Source organism: Amycolatopsis sp. NPDC039088 (genome assembly GCF_055598845.1).
On record NZ_JBVKAE010000008.1, the window covers coordinates 176,216 to 194,102 of the forward strand.

At 67.3% G+C, this 17,887-nt stretch carries 16 protein-coding genes; 12 read left to right on the plus strand and 4 right to left on the minus strand.

Going from position 1 to position 17,887, the window contains the following annotated elements; translation table 11 throughout:
* Positions 1-80: 80 nt before the first annotated feature.
* Positions 81-1,178: a nucleotide disphospho-sugar-binding domain-containing protein gene (locus tag ACZ7KI_RS12955; protein ID WP_470273329.1), complete on the plus strand. Its 1,098-nt coding sequence runs from the start codon at positions 81-83 to the stop codon at positions 1,176-1,178.
* Here ACZ7KI_RS12955 and ACZ7KI_RS12960 read toward each other — a convergent pair.
* Positions 1,155-2,753, minus strand: coding sequence for a PH domain-containing protein (locus ACZ7KI_RS12960; RefSeq protein ID WP_470273330.1), 1,599 nt, complete (start codon positions 2,751-2,753; stop codon positions 1,155-1,157). The two genes, ACZ7KI_RS12955 and ACZ7KI_RS12960, sit on opposite strands and share 24 nt — an antisense overlap.
* Positions 2,754-3,039: 286 nt before the next feature.
* Between ACZ7KI_RS12960 and ACZ7KI_RS12965 the strand changes: the two genes are divergently transcribed.
* The 4 genes from ACZ7KI_RS12965 (at position 3,040) to rfbA (ending at position 7,753) form a co-directional block, all read left to right on the plus strand.
* Positions 3,040-3,915: a dTDP-4-dehydrorhamnose 3,5-epimerase family protein gene (locus ACZ7KI_RS12965; RefSeq protein WP_470273331.1), complete on the plus strand. Its 876-nt coding sequence runs from the start codon at positions 3,040-3,042 to the stop codon at positions 3,913-3,915.
* Between the two features lie 94 nt (positions 3,916-4,009).
* On the plus strand, positions 4,010-5,239 hold the full coding sequence (locus ACZ7KI_RS12970; protein WP_470273332.1) for a methyltransferase domain-containing protein: 1,230 nt from the start codon (positions 4,010-4,012) through the stop codon (positions 5,237-5,239).
* 113 nt (positions 5,240-5,352) lie between these two features.
* The gene (locus ACZ7KI_RS12975) at positions 5,353-6,870 is read left to right on the plus strand and encodes a tryptophan halogenase family protein (RefSeq protein ID WP_470273437.1); all 1,518 of its coding nucleotides are present in this window, start codon (positions 5,353-5,355) and stop codon (positions 6,868-6,870) included.
* Between the two features lie 10 nt (positions 6,871-6,880).
* On the plus strand, positions 6,881-7,753 hold the full coding sequence (gene rfbA, locus ACZ7KI_RS12980) for a glucose-1-phosphate thymidylyltransferase RfbA (RefSeq protein WP_470273333.1): 873 nt from the start codon (positions 6,881-6,883) through the stop codon (positions 7,751-7,753).
* On the opposite strand, the gene ACZ7KI_RS12985 is transcribed toward rfbA, so the two are convergent.
* The gene (locus tag ACZ7KI_RS12985; RefSeq protein WP_470273334.1) at positions 7,738-8,235 is read right to left on the minus strand and encodes a PH domain-containing protein; all 498 of its coding nucleotides are present in this window, start codon (positions 8,233-8,235) and stop codon (positions 7,738-7,740) included. The two genes, rfbA and ACZ7KI_RS12985, sit on opposite strands and share 16 nt — an antisense overlap.
* A 111-nt stretch (positions 8,236-8,346) precedes the next feature.
* Between ACZ7KI_RS12985 and ACZ7KI_RS12990 the strand changes: the two genes are divergently transcribed.
* From ACZ7KI_RS12990 to ACZ7KI_RS13015, 6 genes are all read left to right on the plus strand, one after another.
* The gene (locus ACZ7KI_RS12990; RefSeq protein ID WP_470273335.1) at positions 8,347-8,877 is read left to right on the plus strand and encodes a hypothetical protein; all 531 of its coding nucleotides are present in this window, start codon (positions 8,347-8,349) and stop codon (positions 8,875-8,877) included.
* Between the two features lie 153 nt (positions 8,878-9,030).
* Positions 9,031-10,164, plus strand: coding sequence for a class I adenylate-forming enzyme family protein (locus tag ACZ7KI_RS12995; protein ID WP_470273336.1), 1,134 nt, complete (start codon positions 9,031-9,033; stop codon positions 10,162-10,164).
* Positions 10,161-11,705, plus strand: a complete 1,545-nt coding sequence (locus tag ACZ7KI_RS13000) for an aromatic amino acid lyase (RefSeq protein ID WP_470273337.1) — start codon at positions 10,161-10,163, stop codon at positions 11,703-11,705. Before ACZ7KI_RS12995 ends, ACZ7KI_RS13000 begins: the two co-directional genes overlap by 4 nt.
* A complete protein-coding gene (locus ACZ7KI_RS13005; protein ID WP_470273338.1) occupies positions 11,695-13,491 on the plus strand; it encodes an ABC transporter ATP-binding protein in 1,797 nt (598 codons plus the stop codon). The genes ACZ7KI_RS13000 and ACZ7KI_RS13005 overlap by 11 nt, the downstream gene beginning before the upstream one ends.
* Before the next feature lie 106 nt (positions 13,492-13,597).
* Positions 13,598-14,455 carry an LLM class flavin-dependent oxidoreductase gene (locus ACZ7KI_RS13010; protein ID WP_470273339.1) on the plus strand — a complete coding sequence of 286 codons (858 nt, stop codon included), beginning with the start codon at positions 13,598-13,600 and terminating at the stop codon, positions 14,453-14,455.
* A gap of 308 nt (positions 14,456-14,763) precedes the next feature.
* On the plus strand, positions 14,764-15,141 hold the full coding sequence (locus ACZ7KI_RS13015) for a hypothetical protein (RefSeq protein ID WP_470273340.1): 378 nt from the start codon (positions 14,764-14,766) through the stop codon (positions 15,139-15,141).
* 141 nt (positions 15,142-15,282) lie between these two features.
* Here ACZ7KI_RS13015 and ACZ7KI_RS13020 read toward each other — a convergent pair whose 3' ends face one another.
* Positions 15,283-15,945: a response regulator transcription factor gene (locus ACZ7KI_RS13020; RefSeq protein WP_470273341.1), complete on the minus strand. Its 663-nt coding sequence runs from the start codon at positions 15,943-15,945 to the stop codon at positions 15,283-15,285.
* 99 nt (positions 15,946-16,044) lie between these two features.
* Complete coding sequence (locus ACZ7KI_RS13025; RefSeq protein WP_470273342.1) at positions 16,045-16,623, minus strand: hypothetical protein; 579 nt, start codon at positions 16,621-16,623, stop codon at positions 16,045-16,047.
* Between the two features lie 239 nt (positions 16,624-16,862).
* Here ACZ7KI_RS13025 and ACZ7KI_RS13030 point away from each other — a divergent pair, with 239 nt between their 5' ends.
* Positions 16,863-17,855 carry an Acg family FMN-binding oxidoreductase gene (locus ACZ7KI_RS13030; RefSeq protein WP_470273343.1) on the plus strand — a complete coding sequence of 331 codons (993 nt, stop codon included), beginning with the start codon at positions 16,863-16,865 and terminating at the stop codon, positions 17,853-17,855.
* Positions 17,856-17,887 lie beyond the last annotated feature (32 nt).

Consider the following 17,887-nt stretch of genomic DNA (forward strand, 5'->3'; position numbering starts at 1 on the left):
GCGCCGACTGACGCTCCGTTATTCGGTGGTTTCCCGGACTCCGGCGATTTCCCCGCGGTGCCTGACGAGAGGAGATACGTGTGCGAGTGCTCTTCACCACGGTGGCCCTGTCCGGTCACTTCTTTCCACTGGTTCCGCTGGCATGGGCGTTCCGTTCGTTCGGCCACGACGTACTCGTTGTCACGTCGGACGAGTTCGTGCCGCACGCCCTGCGGTCCGGCTTGCCGGTGGCTTCGTGCGGTCCGGTGCCGGATTTTGTCGACCTCGTCGACCATTTCGATCGCGAGAAGGCCGCCGAGCGACGCCACGGCCGCGCCTTCGGCAGGATCGCGGCGCGGAGCCTGCCCGGCGTCCGCGCCGTGGTCGAGTCGTGGCGGCCGGACCTGGTCGTGAGTGAGCGCGCCGAGTTCGCCGGCCCGCTGGCCGCGGCCCGCAATGACCTGCCCCACGTGGAATATCGATGGGGAGTGGCGGCACTCGCGGAACTCTCGGCCGGGGCCGCCACCGAGCTGCCGGACGGGGCGTTCCCCGAACCGGAGATGATCCTCAGCCCGTGGCCGCCCAGCCTGCGCCTCGCCAACGCGGTCACCCAGCAAAGCGTCCGGCACGTGCCGTTCAACGGCGACGCGTTCGTCCCCGGCTGGATGCTGGCCGAACGGGACCGGCCGCGGATCTGCGTGACGCTCGGGACCCTGGTGCCGAGGTTCGGTCCCGAGGAGGCGGGCCGCACGCTCGTGCCGAGGCTGGAAGAACTCGCCGGGCTCGGGGTCGAGCTGGTGGTCGCGGTCGATGCGGCGCTGGCCGAGGGCTGGCCCGCGCTGCCGGACGCCGTGCGGTACGTCGGCAGGCTGCCGCTGGCGCAGGCGCTGCCGGGCTGTGACGCGCTCGTGCACCACGGCGGCCAGGGCACCTCGCTCACCGCGCTCATGGCGGGCTGTCCGCAGCTTGTGCTGCCGCGGATCGACGAACAGTGGGAGAACGCGGCCGCGGTGGCGGCCGCCGGGGCGGGACTGCGGCTCGTACCCGAGGAGGTCACCGCAGAGGCGATGGCGGACGGGTGCCGGAAACTGCTGGTCGACCACCGGTTCCGTGCTGCCGCGGCCGAGGTCGCCGAGGAGATGGCGGCGCAACCGTGCCTTTCCGAGGTGGTCGAGCTACTGGCGAAGTTCGGTTCCTGAGCCCGTGGCCGGTCGCGCTTCCCGCGACGGCTCGGCCACTGGTTCGGTGAACTGGTCCAGCAAGCCGGGCACCGCACTGGCGGCGAAGATGATCCCCTCGCCTTCATCCGCGTCCGGCACGGTGTATCCCCCGGAACCCGCGGCGGTGATGGCGGTGACCGAGATCAGCCCGGCCCGGCGCTGGAACATCGACTGGCGCAGGCGCCACCCGAGCACCCCGGACCGTCGCAGCGCCACGGTGTGCCGGGTGAAGGTGCCCGACCGCACGACGAGATGATCGGGGGTGAGTCCGTGCCCGAGGCTCCGGTACGCGTCCAGTGCCAGCAGCACCGCCGCGACGATGAAGGGCACGGCCGCGACCACCGCGACGTACCGCAGGACCGGGGACAGGACCAGGCCCGCCACCCCGGTACCGGCGCACAGGAGCAGCACCGCCGAAATGGCCCAGACCAACCGCTTGCGGCGGGCGGCGGGCGGATGCGGGCGAAGCTCGACGGAGGTGGGGCTGGTGTCCGTTCGCAACACCTCGGCGCACACCCGGTCCGCCGTCGTCCGCGGAGCGGCGGGCAGGAGGGTGCCATAACCGGCCACCTTCTCGTCGCCATCGGTGCGGCGGATGCCGGTGGCCACCGCGTCCACCCGCGCGGCGCCGAACGCGCGGCCGCCCAGCGGCTCGGCCAGATCCACCCCGGTCAGGCGCTCCTGCTCCACGGAGATCGATCGTGTGGTGAGCAGACCGCGCCGCACCCGCATCGTGGAACCGTCCCGGTCCAGCCGATAGCCCCACCACTGTTCGGTGAACCAGGCCAGCGAGCCGACCACCCCGATCACCGCGCCCGCGGCGAGCAGGACGGCCACCACCAGCGGTGACCGGTGACCGGTGAGCAGCCCGCCGACGTAGTCGAACACCGACCGCTCCAGGCCCAGCCAGTCGGTGACCTTCCACGCGACACCGAACGCCGCCGCGGCGATGGCAGGCGCCGCGAAGGAGACCGGTGCGAACCGCAACCAACTCCAGTCCAAGGCGGCCAGCTGCGTCCCGCGATCCCGCCGCGTTCCCTCGTCCGGCTCGGGTTCGCGGAGCAGCACCCGGCGGAGGCGGTCGGCTTCCACGCGGCGCAGGGGCGCGAGCTTCACCCGATCTTCGTTCTTGCCGCTCTGGCCGGTGCCCGCGGTGAGCTCCGACAGCCCGAACAGGCGGTGCAGCGGGTTCGCGGTGACATCCACGGCACGCACACGTTCCCGCCGCAGTGTCCTGCGGGACCGGATGACGAGGTCGAAACGCAGCTCGATGAGTTCTTCGCCGACGCGGTAACGCGTCGACCGCCAGTGCACCCAGCCCACGAGCGGGCTGAACAGGATGACCGCCGCGAGGATGGGCACGACCAAGGACAACGCCGTGGGCACGCCGTTGTCCTTGGCGAGCGCGATGGTGGCGGGAATGGCGGCGCCGGCCGCCGCGCCGGTGATCAGCAGCGCGGTGACCGCGACCGTGCGCGGGTCCAGCCGTTGCCAGTTCTCACCCGCGGAGGCCGCCTCGGGATCGGTTTCGTCCGGGGCTGATGGCGTTGTCACGCTGCCTACTCCGTATCTGGTCGATCCTGGCCGGATTCCGCCATGTTAGCCGCGACCTTTTACGTCGGCTGGTGAGTCGATGGCGAACCCTGCTTGTGCGGGGTTGCAGGTGTGGTCGGGTGGGGAGGATTCCGGCCGTTGGACGTCCGGAATCCTCCCCGCTCGGTCGCCGGTTTACCGGTCGTGATCAAGGCGCGGCACCGCGCGACGATGCCTGCGGAACACCAGGCGACTTCGCCTTACCACCCGACACCGCGGTCGGATCCGTAGTTTTCCTTGCAGGACGGTGCTTTCGCGCATCTATGAGCAAGTCCCAAGCCAGGCCGGAAAAGGCCGAGGCGAGGTGGGCTGGTCTCGCCAGCGGGACGTGGAACGCGGCGGCCGCGCCGATTCGCTCCCGGTCGCCGATGATCCATCGGCAAGGGTTCAGGGGTTGCGATCTCACCTGGCGGTCCGCGACGATCGAGGGCGTGCATCGCGTTTCCGCCGGTGCGCGGCGGGGTGGGTGCCACCCGATTCGATGACCATTACCCCGGTGAATGGGTTCATGATGAAGATTACCGAGTTGTCCATTCCTGACGCGTTCCGCATCGTTCCGGCCCTGCATCACGACAAGCGCGGATTTTTCGCGGAGCTGGTGCGCTCGAGTGTCCTCTTCGAAATCACCGGACACACATTCGCGGTCCGGCAATCGAATTTTTCGATGAGTGCGCGCAACACCATTCGCGGAATTCACGGGACCGCACTGCCGCCGGGCCAGGCCAAGCTCGTGACCTGTGTCAGCGGGTCGATCCTGGACGTGGCGGTGGACCTGCGAGTCGGCTCGCCGACCTTCGGAAAGTACGAGCTCACCAGGCAGGACGCGGACACCGGGGTGTCGGTGTACCTGCCCGACGGGTTCGGCCACGCCTTCGTCGCGCTGACCGAGAGCGCCTGCGTGAACTACCTGTGCTCGGAGAAGTACGTACCCGGCACGATGCTCGAAATCAATCCGCTGGACCCGGCGATCGGTATCCCGTGGGAACTGAGCGGTACGCCGATCATGTCCGACAAGGACGCCGGCGCGCCGAATCTGGATACGGCGGCGGCCAGGGGAATGCTGCCGACCTACGAGGAATGCTTGGCCCATTACGAGTCGCTGCGCGCGAACGCGGCGGCCTGAGCGAGGCTGTCTCGCCGGCGGGACCCGGCGCCGTCGTAATTCCGGCCGGAATGTGGTTGTCTGAAATCGATGTCAAGCCAAGTCAGGAGTTTCTATGTCGACCAATGGGGTGTGCCGCGTCTGTGGCGGTGTGGTCATCGAGTTCTTTGATTTCGGCCGCCAGCCGCTTTCGGATTGCTTCTTGCCGCCGGAGGCCGACAAAAACGAAGAGTTCTTCTTCCGGCTGGCCACCGGGGTGTGCCAGAGCTGCTCCATGGTCCAGCTCATGGAGGAGGTGCCGAGGGAGCGGATGTTCCATGTCGACTACCCGTATCACTCGTCGGGGTCGTCGTTCATGCGCACGCACTTCGAGGAGACCGCGAAGCGTCTGCTGGGCACCGAACTGACCGGCGACGACCCGATGGTCGTGGAGCTGGGCTGCAATGACGGCGTCATGCTCAAGGTGCTGGCCGAGGCCGGGATCCGGCATCTGGGAGTGGAACCCTCCGGCGGCGTCGCCGACCTGGCCGCGGCCAAGGGCGTCCGGGTGCGCAAGTCGTTCTTCGAGGAGCGGACGGCGCGGGAGATCCTCGCCGAGGACGGGCCCGCCGACGTGATCTACGCGGCCAACACCCTGTGCCACATCCCTTACATGGAATCCATTCTCCGTGGGGTGAAGGCGCTGCTCGCGCCGACCGGGGTCTTCGTCTTCGAGGATCCGTATCTCGGCGACATCCTCCAGCGCACCTCGTTCGACCAGATCTACGACGAGCACTTCTTCTTCTTTTCCGCCCGGTCGGTGCAGTCGATGGCGGCCCGCTACGGCTTGGCGCTGGTGGACGTCGAACGGCTGACCGTGCACGGCGGCGAGGTGCGGTACAGCCTGGCGCACGCGGATGCGCGCGAACCGTCGCCCGCGGTGGCGGACCTGCTCGCCGAGGAGAAGGCGAACAAGATCGCCGAGTTGGCCACGCTGCGCGCGTTCGGGGACAAGGTGACGAAGATCCGCGGTGATCTGGTCGCGCTCTTGTCGCGGCTGCGGGACGAGGGCAAGACCGTCGTCGGGTACGGTGCGACCGCCAAGAGCGCCACGGTGAACAACTTCTGCGGCATCGGGCCGGAGCTGGTTTCGTTCGTCTCCGACAGCACTCCGGACAAGCAGGGGCGACTCACCCCGGGGACGCACATACCGGTCCGTGCGCCGGAGGCCTTTTCCGATCCTTACCCCGACTACGCGTTGCTGTACGCCTGGAACCACGCGGACGAGATCATGGACAAGGAGCAGGGGTTCCGTGACGCGGGCGGGAAATGGATTCTTTACGTGCCCGACGTCCAGCTCGGCTGACCGCGTTCGTTTTCCGGGATAAAACGCCGTCGCATGGCGTGTCCGACCGGGTTTCTGCCTGGGTTTCCATCGAGATTTGAGGGAGTTTTGTGGTGGTTGGTTCGGTTGTTGTTGTGGGTGGGGGTACTGCTGGGTGGATGACGGCGTCTTATTTGAAGGCGGCGTTTGGGGGTCGTGTCGGGGTGACGTTGGTGGAGTCGGCTGGGGTGTCGCGGATTGGGGTGGGGGAGGCGACGTTCAGTACGGTTCGGCATTTTTTTGATTATTTGGGGGTTGATGAGGCGGAGTGGTTGCCTCGGTGTGCGGGTGGTTACAAGTTGGGGATTCGTTTTGAGAATTGGCAGGGTGGGGGTGAGTATTTTTATCATCCGTTTGAGCGGTTGCGGGTGGTGGATGGGTTTTCGTTGGCTGATTGGTGGCTGGCGGTGGGTGATCGTGGTGTGCCGATGGATCGTCAGGTGTTTTTGACGACGGCGTTGAGTGAGGCGAAGCGGTCGCCGCGGCGGTTGGATGGTTCGTTGTTCGCGTCGGGGTTGGATGGGGGGTTGGGGCGTTCGACGTTGGCGGAGCAGCGGGAGCAGTTTCCGTATGCGTATCATTTTGATGCGGATCGGGTGGCGGAGTTTTTGTGTGAGTATGCGGTGGCGCGGGGTGTGCGTCATGTGGTGGATACGGTGGATGAGGTGTTGCGGGACGAGCGTGGCTGGATCGGTGGGGTGCGGACGGCTGGGCATGGTGTGGTCACGGGTGATTTGTATGTTGATTGCACGGGGTTCCGGTCGTTGTTGATCGGTCAGGCGTTGGGGGAGCGGTTCGAGTCTTTTGAGGATGTGTTGCCGAATAATCGGGCGGTGGCGTTGCGGGTGCCGCGGGATGATGTTCGGGAGATGGATCCGTATACGACGGCGCGGGCGTCGAGTGCGGGGTGGATGTGGACGATTCCGTTGTTCCGTCGTAATGGTCATGGTTATGTGTATTCGGATGCGTTTGTTTCGCCGGAGGAGGCGGAGCGGGAGTTGCGGGAGACGGTGGCTCCCGGTCAGGACGATCTGGAGGCGAATCATATCCGGATGCGGATTGGTCGGCATGCGCGGTCGTGGGTGGGTAATTGTGTTGCGGTGGGGTTGTCGAGTGCGTTTGTGGAGCCGTTGGAGTCGACGGGGATCTTTTTCATTCAGCATGCTGTCGAGCAGTTGGTGAAGCATTTTCCTGGTGCGGGGTTCGATCCGGTGGTGGTGGCGGCTTATAACGATCGGATCGCGCGTGCGGTGGATGGGGTGAAGGAGTTTTTGGTGTTGCATTACAAGGCGGCGGGGCGGGATGACACGCCGTATTGGAAGGAGGCGAAGATCCGGTCGGCTCCGGGTGAGTTGCTGGAGCGGATGGAGCTGGCGCAGAGCCGGTTGCTTGATGAGGAGACTATTTATCCTCATTATCATGGGTTTGAGAGTTATTCGTGGACGGCGATGACGATGGGTTTGGGTCATCGGCCGAAGACGCCGGCGCCGGCGTTGCTTCATCTCGATCCGTCGAACGCGTTGGCGGAGTTCGCGAAGATCAAGGCCGAGGCACAGGAAATGGTCGCGGCACTGCCCAGCTGCTACGAATACCTCGCCAGCATCAACGACTGAACGGAATCCGATGAAGGGAATTTTGCTCGCCGGGGGCAGTGGAACGCGCATGTACCCACTGACCCGGGGCACCTCGAAGCAGCTGCTCGCCATCTATGACAAACCGATGGTGTACTACCCGCTGTCGGTGCTGATGCTGGCCGGAATCAGGGACATCCTGGTGATCTCCGACCAGGCCAGCCTGCCGTTGCTGCAGGGCCTGCTCGGTGACGGTAACCGGCTGGGCCTGAACATCGACTACGCCAAGCAGGACGAGCCCCGCGGTATCGCCGAGGCGTTCGTCATCGGCGAAAAGCACATCAACGGCGAACCGTCGGCGCTCATCCTGGGGGACAATCTCCTGCACGGCGCCGGTTTCCCGCAGCTATTGCGGTCCTCGCGCCAGAACCTGGACGGATGCACGCTGTTCAGCTACCCCGTGTCGGATCCCGAGCGGTTCGGCATCGGCGAGATCGACGCCGCGGGCAACCTGGTCTCGCTGGAGGAGAAACCGGTGAAACCGCGGTCCGACAACGCGATCGTGGGGCTGTACTTCTACGACTCCGAGGTCGTCGAGATCGCGAAGAGCCTGGCCCCGTCGGCGCGGGGCGAACTGGAGATCACCGACGTCAACCAGGTCTACCTCAAGCAGGGGCGGGCCAAACTGGTGCGCCTCGGCCGCGGCTACACCTGGCTCGACGCGGGAACGCACGACATGTTGCTGGCGGCAAGCCAGTACGTGCAGACGATTCAGCACCGCCAGGGCGTACAGGTGGCCTGTCTCGAGGAGATCGCCCTGCGCATGGGCTACATCGACGCGAACAGGTGCCTCGAACTCGGCACCGAGATGAAGAACTCCGACTACGGCAAATACCTGATACAGCTGGCTCAGGAATTCGAATGAGGCTCCGCCCCGGTGGTGATGGTGAGCAGGCGGGCGAGTTCGTCGGCGTGGTCGCTGGACAGCCCTCCGAACTTCAGCGCGCCCTTCGACGAGGCGGTGGTCACGGTCAGGGTGGCCAGGCCGAGCCGGGTCTGCAGCGGGCCGCGAACCGTGTCCACCGTCTGGATCCGGGACCGCGGAGCCACGCGTAGTTCCCGCCAGAAGTAGCCGGTACGCACGTAGACCGCGGTATCGGTGGTTTCCCACCGATTCACCTGGTACCAGAACCGCGGCAGCACGATCACCACGGGGATCGCCGAAACGGCGATCACGCCGGCGGGCCAGAACAGCCAGGGCCCGCCGGGTTTGAACAACCCTGGCACGGAAGCGAGCAGGACCAGCACCGCAACCGCGGCCGCGAAGATCAGGGCGACTCGTATGCGCCACCAGGTGATCGCGTCCCGGTGGAATTGATTCCTGGGTGGCGACTCCGGTTGCTCCATGGCTCTCCTGGCTCCCCATCGTGCGCGAAACGATGTACCGAGTGTAGGGCACCGCAACGGCCGGTGAGGAGCCCAGGTGAATGGCTGACAGAGTGGAGCAAGGGGTTCGATGTGACCAAGAGAATCATTCTTCCGGAGACCGCGACGCGGCGGGTCGAACTGCGCCCGGCGACCGCCGAGGCGCGTGCGGAGTTCTTTCGCACGGTGCTGCGCACCGGAATCGAAAGCGTGCGGCCGAACACCGGTGGGCCGAGGGCGGCGGGACCACCACCGAACGCGGCGTTCCAGGTGTTCAGCCGGTCGCGCGGGGAACTGCTCGGCTTCAGCCTGCTGTTCGGCCTCGACCAGGCCGGGCACATCCGCTGCGGTACCTATCTGGACCCCGCCCTGAACCGGCTGGGTCTCGGTGGCGAAGCCATCGGCCTCACCATCAACTACGCCTTCTGCATGTTCAATGTGGACCGGGTGATCACCGAGACCACCGAGGCCAGTCTCGGCTCGTTCGGGATGCGGCCGGGCGACGAGCGGGTGCTCAGCGTGCTCTCGGACTACCTGTACTTCCGCGGCCGCCACTGGAACCTGTACGGGTTCCAGGTGGATCGGCATGAATGGGTCAATGACGAGCAGGAGATCGTCGACTGATTTCGGCGCGCCCCAAAGAATGGTCTCCATTGCTGGTCAACCGCGGACTCGCTGCTATACGATCGGCGTGGGGAATTACTCGGTGATCATTTCTTTCCATTATTCACGTATTCGGGCTGGATAATGCCTCATAAGCGGGCGAGGGAGCGTGTTGTGACCTACTCCGAGCTGAAACCGGAGGAGTTGCTGGCCGAGGGATTCGATTCGCCGAAGATCACCGACCGGCCGTGGTGCGTGCGGTGGGACCGGTTCGGCGGCGATCTCGACGCCATCGCCGAACTGGTGCTCGGCGCGTTGCCGGATACGGTGGAGTTCCATACCTCCGGGACGACCGGGGCGAGCCAGACCTGGTACCGCACGAAGAAACACATCTGGGCCGAGGCGGGCATGCTCGCCGGGCTCCTCCGCCCACGGTCGCCGGAAGCCGTACTGTCCTTTGTGCACTCGAAGCATCTCTACGGTGCCTTGACGAGCGTGCTGGTCCCGGCGCGGCTGGGGCTCCCCGTCTGGTACCGCCCGCAGTTCGCCGGGCAGTTCCCGCCGGTGGACGAGCACCGTCGCTGGGCGGTGATGGCCATTCCCTGGATCTTCTCGCTGCTGCACCGGAACCTGTCGTGGGTCCGGTCCATCGACCAGGTCACGGTGCTGCACGCCAGCGGCATGGTTCCCGACGCCGCGATGGACTTTCTCGAAGCGGCCGGCAAGGAACGGGCACGGATCATCGAGGTGTTCGGGGCGACCGAGTCGGGCGGGGTGGGCACCAGGCAGTGGTCCGAAGGCGCACCACCGGACTGGCGGCTGATCGACGACGTCTCCTTCGCCGATCCGCTGGTACCCGGTGAGGGCGAGGTGACACTGAAGGTCCGCAGCCCCCGGCTGGCCCTCGTCAGCGACGGCGTCGCGCCCGAGTTCTGCGAGCTCGACGACTACGTGGAGCGGCTCGGCGAGCGCGGCTTCCGGTTCAGCGGCCGTCGGACCAGGCTGGTCAACATCAACGGCAGGCGATTCAACCTCGACCGGCTGGAGGACCTGCTCAGCCCGGTGCTCGACTGCGCCGACTACGCCGTCCGCCCGGTGACCGATCCGATGATCGGCGAGCACATCGAGCTGGTGGTGGTGCTCAAACCCGGCACCGAGCTTTCCGACCTCGACCTCACCGCCGCGTTCGACCGCCTCGGCGTGCGCCCGCGACGGGTCCGCGCCGTGGCCAGGATCGACCGCACGGAAATCGGCAAGTACCGCCGAGTACAGAAATCCGAACCGAGTGATTCAGGAGCGACAACGTGACCACCACCGCCGATCTCCAGGACGACTTCTCCCTCGGTGACATCCTCCGCAACGCGGCGTGGGAGGCGCACCTGCCGCCGCTGAGCGAAGAGGACATCGCCAGGATGGAGACCTGTGCCGCCACCGTGGCCAAGGAGCTGGCCGCCGGTAAGCCGATCTACGGCCTGACACAGGGGTTCGGCCCACTGGTGTTGTTCGAGGCCGAGTCCGAACTCGAACAGGGCGACAGCCTCATTTCCCATCTCGGCTCCGCCCAGGGCGAATCGCTGCCCCCCGAGGTGTGCAGCCTCGTCGTCTGGCTCCGCCTGAACAGCATGCGGAAGGGCTTTTCCGCGGTGTCGCCGGACTTCTGGCACCGCCTGGCGCAGGCGTGGAACGCCGGGTTCGTCCCGGCGATCCCGCGGCACGGCACGGTCAGCGCGAGCGGCGACCTCCAGCCGCTCGCCCACGCGGCGCTGAGCCACACCGGCGAGGGCGAGGCGTGGGTGCGCAAGGCAGGCGGTGGCTGGGAAAACAAGCCCGCCGCGGAGACGCTGGCGGACCTGGGGATCGAACCGTTCGTCTGGCCGGTCAGGGAGGCACTCGCCTTCGTCAACGGCACCGGGGTGAGCCTGGCCATGGCGATCGTGAACCAGCAGTCCGCGCTGACCCTGGTGCGTGCCGCCGCGTTGCTGACCGGCCGGATCAACGCCCTGCTCGGCTCGAATCCCGAGCATTACCAGGCGGGTATCGGGATCGCCCGCGGCCAGGCCGGTCAGCTGGAGGTGGCGGAGTGGATTCGCGCCGAGCTCCCGGCGGACGCCGAACGCGACCCGTCCCGTCCGTTGCAGGAGCCCTACAGCCTCCGGTGCGGGCCGCAGGTGCTCGGGGCTGTGCTCGATCAGCTCGACCACGCCGGTGAACTGTTGCGGCGGGAGGCCAACGGGGTCACCGACAACCCGATCGTGTTCCAGGACGAAGTGCTGCACGGTGGCAACTTCCACGCCATGCCGGTCGGGTTCGCCGCCGAGCAGACCGGCCTCGCCCTGCATTCCGCGGTGTACCTGGCCGAACGTCAGCTCGGCCTGCTGGTGAACCCGGTGACCAACGGCGATCTGCCGCCGATGCTGACGCCGCGGCCGGGCCGGGGCGCCGGACTCGCCGGTGTGCAGCTGAGCGCCACCTCCTTCGTTTCCCGGATCCGGCAGCTGGTGTACCCGGCCTCGCTCACCACGCTGCCCACCAACGGCTGGAACCAGGACCACGTGCCGATGGCGCTGAACGGGGCCAACTCGGTGGCCGAGGCGCTGGAGCTGGGCTGGCTGGTGATCGGCTCACTCGGCGTGACCATCGCCCAGCTGACCTCCAGGCTCGGCAAGAGCGTCAGCGGATCAGGCCTCTGGGACCGGCTCGCCGAGATCTCGCCGCCGCTCGAGGTGGACCGGCCGATGGCCGCCGAGGTACGGGCGGCCAGGGACGAGGTCCGCGCGGAGGCGGAGAAGCTGCTCGCCACGTCGGCTTCCGCCACCCGTGGCCGCCCGGGGGCCCTTGGTGGAATCTGAGCGCGCGACGATGCTCCAGGCCTCGGCCTGGCGCGACATGCTGGCTTACCTGGCGCCCCACCGGAAGGTGGTGATCGTCGGTGCGCTGCTGACGCTGTCCGGCTCGCTGGTGGGGCTCAGCCAGCCGGTGATGGCCAAGTGGATCGTCGACGCGCTGGGCGAGGACCGCGGCGTGGCCGGGCCGCTGCTGATGCTCACCGCCGCGGTGGTGGGCGGCGCGATACTCGCCACGGTCGGTTACTACCTGCTGGGCCGCGTGGCCGAGTCGGTGGTCCTGAAGTCTCGCCGGGATATGGTGTCGCGGATCGTGCGGATGCGACTGTCCGAGACCAGCCGCATCCAGCCGGGCGATCTGATGTCCAGGATCACCGCGGACACCACGCTGCTGCGGCAGTCGGTCACCCAAACACTGGTGGACGCCCTCAAGGGCCTGCTGATGCTGGTGGCCGTCCTGGCGGCGATGCTGTGGCTGGACGCGGTGCTGCTGCTGGCCACCCTGGGCGTGCTGCTGGTGGCCGCGGTGCTGATCGGGCTGGCGGTACCGTTTTTCCAGCGCTACAGCACGAAGGTGCAGGAGGCCATCGGGGACGTCAGTTCGGTGCTGGAACGCCTGCTCGGCGCGTTCCGCACCGTCAAGGCGTTCGGCGCGGAACGAAACGAGAGCGAAAAGCTGGACGCCGCCACCGGCCAGGCGTGGTTCTTCGGCCTGAGGCTCGCCCGCCTCGGTGCCGTCGTCAGCTCCGGCGCGTTGCTGGCCATCCATGTTTCGTTCCTCGTCGTGCTGGGGGTGGGCGGCGCGCGGGTCGCGTCCGGTGCCATCCCGGTCGGCACGCTGATCGCCTTCCTGCTCTACCTGTTCTGGCTGATCGAGCCGGTCGCCGGGCTGATCACCGCGGCGTCGACCTTCAGCACCGGGGTGGCGGCGGTGCGGCGCATCCGTGAGGTGCAGCGGCTCGAGGTCGAACCCGTGTCCGAGGAACGGGATCGGGCACCGGACGCGGGGAGCCGCGAGCCCGCCACGCTCGCCTTCCAGGACGTGGACTTCGCCTACCCGGACAGCGCGCCGGTCCACCGCGGAGTCACGTTCGAGGTGTGCCCCGGCGGGCTGACCGCGGTGGTCGGCCCGTCGGGGGCGGGCAAATCCACCCTGTTCTCCTTGGTGGAACGGTTTTACGAGCCCACCGGCGGAACCATCTCGATGGACGGGCTGGACCTCCGGGAATGGTCGCTCGAGGAACTGCGTGCCGCCATCGGGTACGTGGAGCAGGACGCACCGGTCCTGGCCGGGACACTGCGGGAAAACCTGACCATGGGCATGGCGGCACCGTGCCCCGACAGCGAGATCCGGGCCGTGCTCGAGCGCACCAGGCTGACCGAGCTCGTCGACCGCTTGCCCGACGGCATCGACACGGTCGTCGGGCACCGGGGGAGTTCGCTCTCCGGCGGGGAGCGGCAACGGGTCGCCATTTCCCGTGCGCTGCTGCGCAAGCCGCGGCTGCTCCTGCTCGACGAGGCCACTTCGCAGCTGGACGCGGTGAACGAGGCCGCGCTGCGCGAGGTGGTGGTGGAGGTGGCCGGTGAGCTCACCGTGCTGGTGGTGGCGCATCGACTGTCCACGGTGACCAGGGCCGATCGCATCGTGGTGATGGACGCGGGCCGGGTGCGGGCCACCGGTTCGCACGAGGAACTCGTGGCAGGCGACGACCTCTACCGGGAACTGGCCGCGACGCAGCTTCTGCTGCCGGAGACGAACGAGGTCACCACCGCGACCCTGTCCGGCGGCTGAGAGCCGCCTGGCTCGCGACGGTTCCGTCGTCGTGGCGAGAAGGTGGCGCGGTTCCGTCTTTCGCGGGATCTTGGGAGCAAGGTTCCCGATTCCTCGAGAGGTTCGCATGAAGATCGGCGTCGGCTTGCCCAACCAGGTCCGCGACATGCGTCCGGATGCCCTCCCGACCTGGGCCGCCCAGGCCGAGGAAGCCGGGTTCTCGTCGCTCGGCACCGTCGGGAGGATCGCCTATCCCGGAGTCATGGACACCGTCGCGCTCGCCGCCGCGGCCGGCGCCACCAGGACGATCGGGCTGCTCAGCAACGTCCTGATCGGCACTGTATGGCCGCCCGTGCTGTTGGCGAAGGAGATCGCCGGGATCGACGGCGTCTCCGGCGGCCGTCTCACTCTCGGCGTCGGCATCGGCGGCCGCCCGGACGACTTCGTCGCCGACGGACTCGGTCCGAAGGGGCTCGGCAAGCGGATCGATGCCGACCTCGGCGTCTACCGGAGTGTGTGGAACGGCGAGCCCGTCGGCGGTGGGGACAACGCCGCCGTGCCGCCCGGCACCCGCGAAGTCCCGCTTCTGTTCGGTGGGTTCGCGCCCGCGGCACTGGCGCGGATGGCGAAGTGGGGTGAGGGCTACATCGGCGGCTCGATGCCGCACGAGATGGTCGCCGGGGCGTTCGAGCAGGCCCGAGCCGCATGGCGGGAAGCCGGTCGCGAGGGCGAGCCGCGGATCGTCGCCATCGCGTACTTCGCCCTCGGCGAGCCCGAAACCGGCCGGGCGAAGGTCCACGACTACTACAGCACCATGGGCATGGCCGACGTCGTCACCTCCGCGGTGAACACCACCCCCGAGGCGATCCGCGAAACCGTACGTGCCTACGCCGACCTCGGCGCCGACGAGCTGATCTTCAATCCGGCCACCGATGAGCTCGACGACATCGCCCGCCTTGCCGAAATCGTCACACCTGGTCGGTGAGCTTCGCCCGCGCGTTGGTGAAGGGTTCGGTTTCGTGGCGTAACGCTGACACGATCGGGTTGACCTGATCGGTCCTATGTGCTCCGTCGCAGGCCCGTCTCTTTCGAGAAAAACTTTGACACGCGGGGAAATTCTCCTGTTCATCGACGATGAGAGGGCCCCGCGTGGTCCCCTGACCGCTGGTTGCGTTCTTCCGCGACCGGTGCGAAAGTTCGCGCCGACAGCCGACCGGCTCGAAGTCCAGGCCGTCTCACCGCTCCAGACCGTGGCGGGTTACCTCAGGAACCCGTCCTATCAGGAGCCTCATCATGGTTAGTCCCCACTTGGCGAACTTGTCGATTTCCCAGGAGATACGGCGTTTCCGTACCGGCCACCTGCCGCGGTCGGTGCGGTTCTACCTCGCCGTGGGCTGCGAAGCCCACCGGTCGGGTCACGGGTGGGTGCAGCTGCGCAATGGCGACACCCTGTTCATGCTCGAACACGGCGACGTCAACGTTCACTCGGGCGGCAGCGTCCCCGAATTGAGCGCGGGTGATCTCCTGCGTCTGTGCCGCCGTCTCTGGTCGGCCGGCATCGACACCAGCCCGATCAGTTATCCGAACTGCGCGCCCGGCGGCCGGATCACCACGAGTGACCCGGATCTGCGGCACGTCTCGATCAGCCAAGCGGAGAGCCGATTCGCCTGATTCACGTGTAACGCGCGTGCTCAGACAGGGGCACACGTGCTTATTTGGGGTAAGGCAACGGCGGTCTGATGTCTCCAATGCCGCATTGGGGACATGCCCGGCTCTCGATTCCCGCTCACATCCACCTTTGCCTTCCCCTCACTACCGATCGCCGAACAGCGACGGGCCGGAATCCTTCTTGAGTTCGGTGGCCAGGACCGCGGCTTGTGTGCGGCGTTGGAGGCCGAGTTTGGCGAGAATCCGGGAGACGTAGTTTTTCACGGTTTTCTCGGCGAGGAACATGCGTTCGCCGATTTCGCGGTTGGTGAGGCCTTCGCCGATCAGTTCGAAGACCGTGCGTTCCTGCTCCGACAGCCCGGCGGTGGGGTCGTCGCGGTCGCGTTCGCGGCGGATGCGGTTCATCAGCGCGGCGGTGGTGTGGCTGTCGAGCAGTGACCCGCCGGAGGCGATGGTGCGGATCGCGGATACCAGGTCGTTGCCCAGTACCTGTTTGAGGACGAAGCCGGAGGCGCCGGCCATGATCGCGGTGAACAGTGCTTCGTCGTCCGCGTAGGACGTGAGCATCAGACACCGCAGGTTCGGTTGGGTGGACAGCAGTTCCCGGCAGAGTTCGATACCGTTGCCGTCGGGGAGCCGGACGTCCAGCACCGCGACGTCCGCGTCGCTCTTCGGAATCCGAGCGAGGGCTTCGGACACGGAAGCCGCTTCACCGGCCACCGTGATGTCCGCTTCGCTGCCGAGGAGATCGGCGAGTCCTCGTCGGACGATCTCGTGGTCGTCGACCAGAAACACCTTGGTCGTCATGGCCGCTTCCTCTCACTTCGTGGTACCCGCCCGCGGATTTCGACGGTACCTGTCCGTTCCACCCCGTGCCGTCCGCCGCACTTGATTTCCGCACCGGGCTCAGCGGAGCCACTTGGTGTGCTCGACCAACGGCAATCGTGCCCAGCGCTCACCGAGGCCGAAGGTCTTCCCCGCGGCTGTCATGGCGAGCGCGATGAGGACGAGCGCGTAGATGACGTGGTACTCGATGAGCGGGTTGGGCGACATGGTCGGCTCGCCTGCCGCGGTCGTGCGGTCGAGTGGCCATTCGGCCACCCACATGAGCGCCATCATGAGCGTGCCGGCGATGGCCGAGAGCCGGAGTCCGATGCCGAGGGTCACGGCGACGCCGATGCCGAACAGGCCTGCCATGAACAGCCAATCGGCCCACCAGGTACCCGCCCAGGAACGCAGGGTTTCGGCGAGCGGGCCGACGTCGACGCGGCTCAAAAAGCCCTTGGTCGGCGAGCCGCCGTCGAGCCAGGCGTTCCGGGAGGTCGTCGCGTAACCGAGGCCGAAGGTCTTGTCCGCGAACGCCCACAGGAACAGCAGACCGGTGGCGATGCGGAGGACCGCGAGGCTCACCGGACCCGGGCGTGCTTCTTCCTTGTGGTGGTGGACACCGCTGGTTTCGCGCTGTCCACGTTCGATCGTCGCCATGGCCGTCTCCCGGTTCATCGTTTCGTCGGTTGAGGTGAGTCTGTTACGACCGGGGCCGCCGCTCTGGGGCCGAAAGGCCCGGATGGGCCGGACCGGAGTCCTTTCCGTGCGTCCGGCCCGGCGTGGCCGTCACATCGTCGTGGGTATTTGGTCCTGGTGATCCGAGCCCTCCGAATCTGCCGCCGACGCGGTGCCATGGCACATCGTGGAGAACGCGGAAGTAGCAGGAGAGGACTGAAATGGTCGGACGAAGGCCTCCGGAGCACTGGTCGCCGGCGGAACTGGAGGTGCTGGCGGGGGCGGTGCTGCGCGCGCCATCGGTGCACAACATCCAGCCATGGCGGCTGAACTTCGAGGAGGGCAAGCTCGTCCTCGTCGAACGCCGGGAGCTGGAACTTCCGGAGCACGACCCGCACGGCCGTGACCGCCTCATCTCGTGCGGTGCCGCGCTGGCCAATCTCGAGCTCGCCATCAAGGTGCTCGGCCACGCGACGCGCACCGTGGAGTTTCCCGAGCCCGGCAGGCCCGAGGCCGTCGCCGCCGTCGAACCCGGCGGGCCCGTGGTTCCGGCCGCGGTCGACCTGAACCGTTACTCCGCGATCCCGCGGCGGCACAGCCATCGCCGGCGCTTTTCGGGGCGGCCGCTGACCAGGCACCAGATCGTGGATCTGCGCGACACCGCGGCCGCGAACGGCGTCGAAGCCAGGCCGATCCTCGACGAGATCGAGCTCACCAGGGTCGCCGACCTGCTGGAGTTCGCCGCCGAGGCTTATCAGCATGACCGCGGCTATCAGCGGGAACTGGCTCTGTGGACGGTTCGCGACGAAGGACATATGCACGGAACCGGCTTGGCCATGAACCTGCGTTCGGCCGGATCCCTGCCGTGGGCGGGGCTGGTCCGTGAGTCGACGGCCTTGCCCGATCGCGAGGTCCTCGAACGCAGGCTCACCGAAGAGACCCTGCTGGCCTTGGCCACCGACGGCGATACCCCGCACGACCATCTCCGGACCGGACGCGCGCTGCAGCTCACCTGGCTCGACGCGGTCCACCACGGACTCGTCGGGTCTGTCCTGACCCAGCCGCTGCATTTGCCGGAGGTCCGTGCCGCTCTGTCCGAAGACCTGGAACTACCCGGTGCCCTCCAGGCACTCATGCGCTTCGGCTACCCCGCGGGTGACGTCCCGCATTCCCCACGACGCTCGATCGACGAACTTCTCGGCACCGGGTTTTGACCGGCGCCTGCTTTCACGCCAGTGACTTATCA

What these genes read in the sequence shown, in the direction of transcription:
- ACZ7KI_RS12970 (WP_470273332.1), top strand. Translation starts at nt 4,010, where the DNA reads ATGTCGACCAATGGGGTGTGCCGCGTCTGTGGCGGTGTGGTCATCGAG.
- ACZ7KI_RS13010 (WP_470273339.1), top strand. Translation starts at nt 13,598, where the DNA reads ATGAAGATCGGCGTCGGCTTGCCCAACCAGGTCCGCGACATGCGTCCG.
- ACZ7KI_RS13025 (WP_470273342.1), bottom strand. Translation starts at nt 16,623, where the DNA reads ATGGCGACGATCGAACGTGGACAGCGCGAAACCAGCGGTGTCCACCAC.
- ACZ7KI_RS12985 (WP_470273334.1), bottom strand. Translation starts at nt 8,235, where the DNA reads ATGGAGCAACCGGAGTCGCCACCCAGGAATCAATTCCACCGGGACGCG.
- ACZ7KI_RS13020 (WP_470273341.1), bottom strand. Translation starts at nt 15,945, where the DNA reads ATGACGACCAAGGTGTTTCTGGTCGACGACCACGAGATCGTCCGACGA.
- ACZ7KI_RS13030 (WP_470273343.1), top strand. Translation starts at nt 16,863, where the DNA reads ATGGTCGGACGAAGGCCTCCGGAGCACTGGTCGCCGGCGGAACTGGAG.
- ACZ7KI_RS13015 (WP_470273340.1), top strand. Translation starts at nt 14,764, where the DNA reads ATGGTTAGTCCCCACTTGGCGAACTTGTCGATTTCCCAGGAGATACGG.
- rfbA (WP_470273333.1), top strand. Translation starts at nt 6,881, where the DNA reads ATGAAGGGAATTTTGCTCGCCGGGGGCAGTGGAACGCGCATGTACCCA.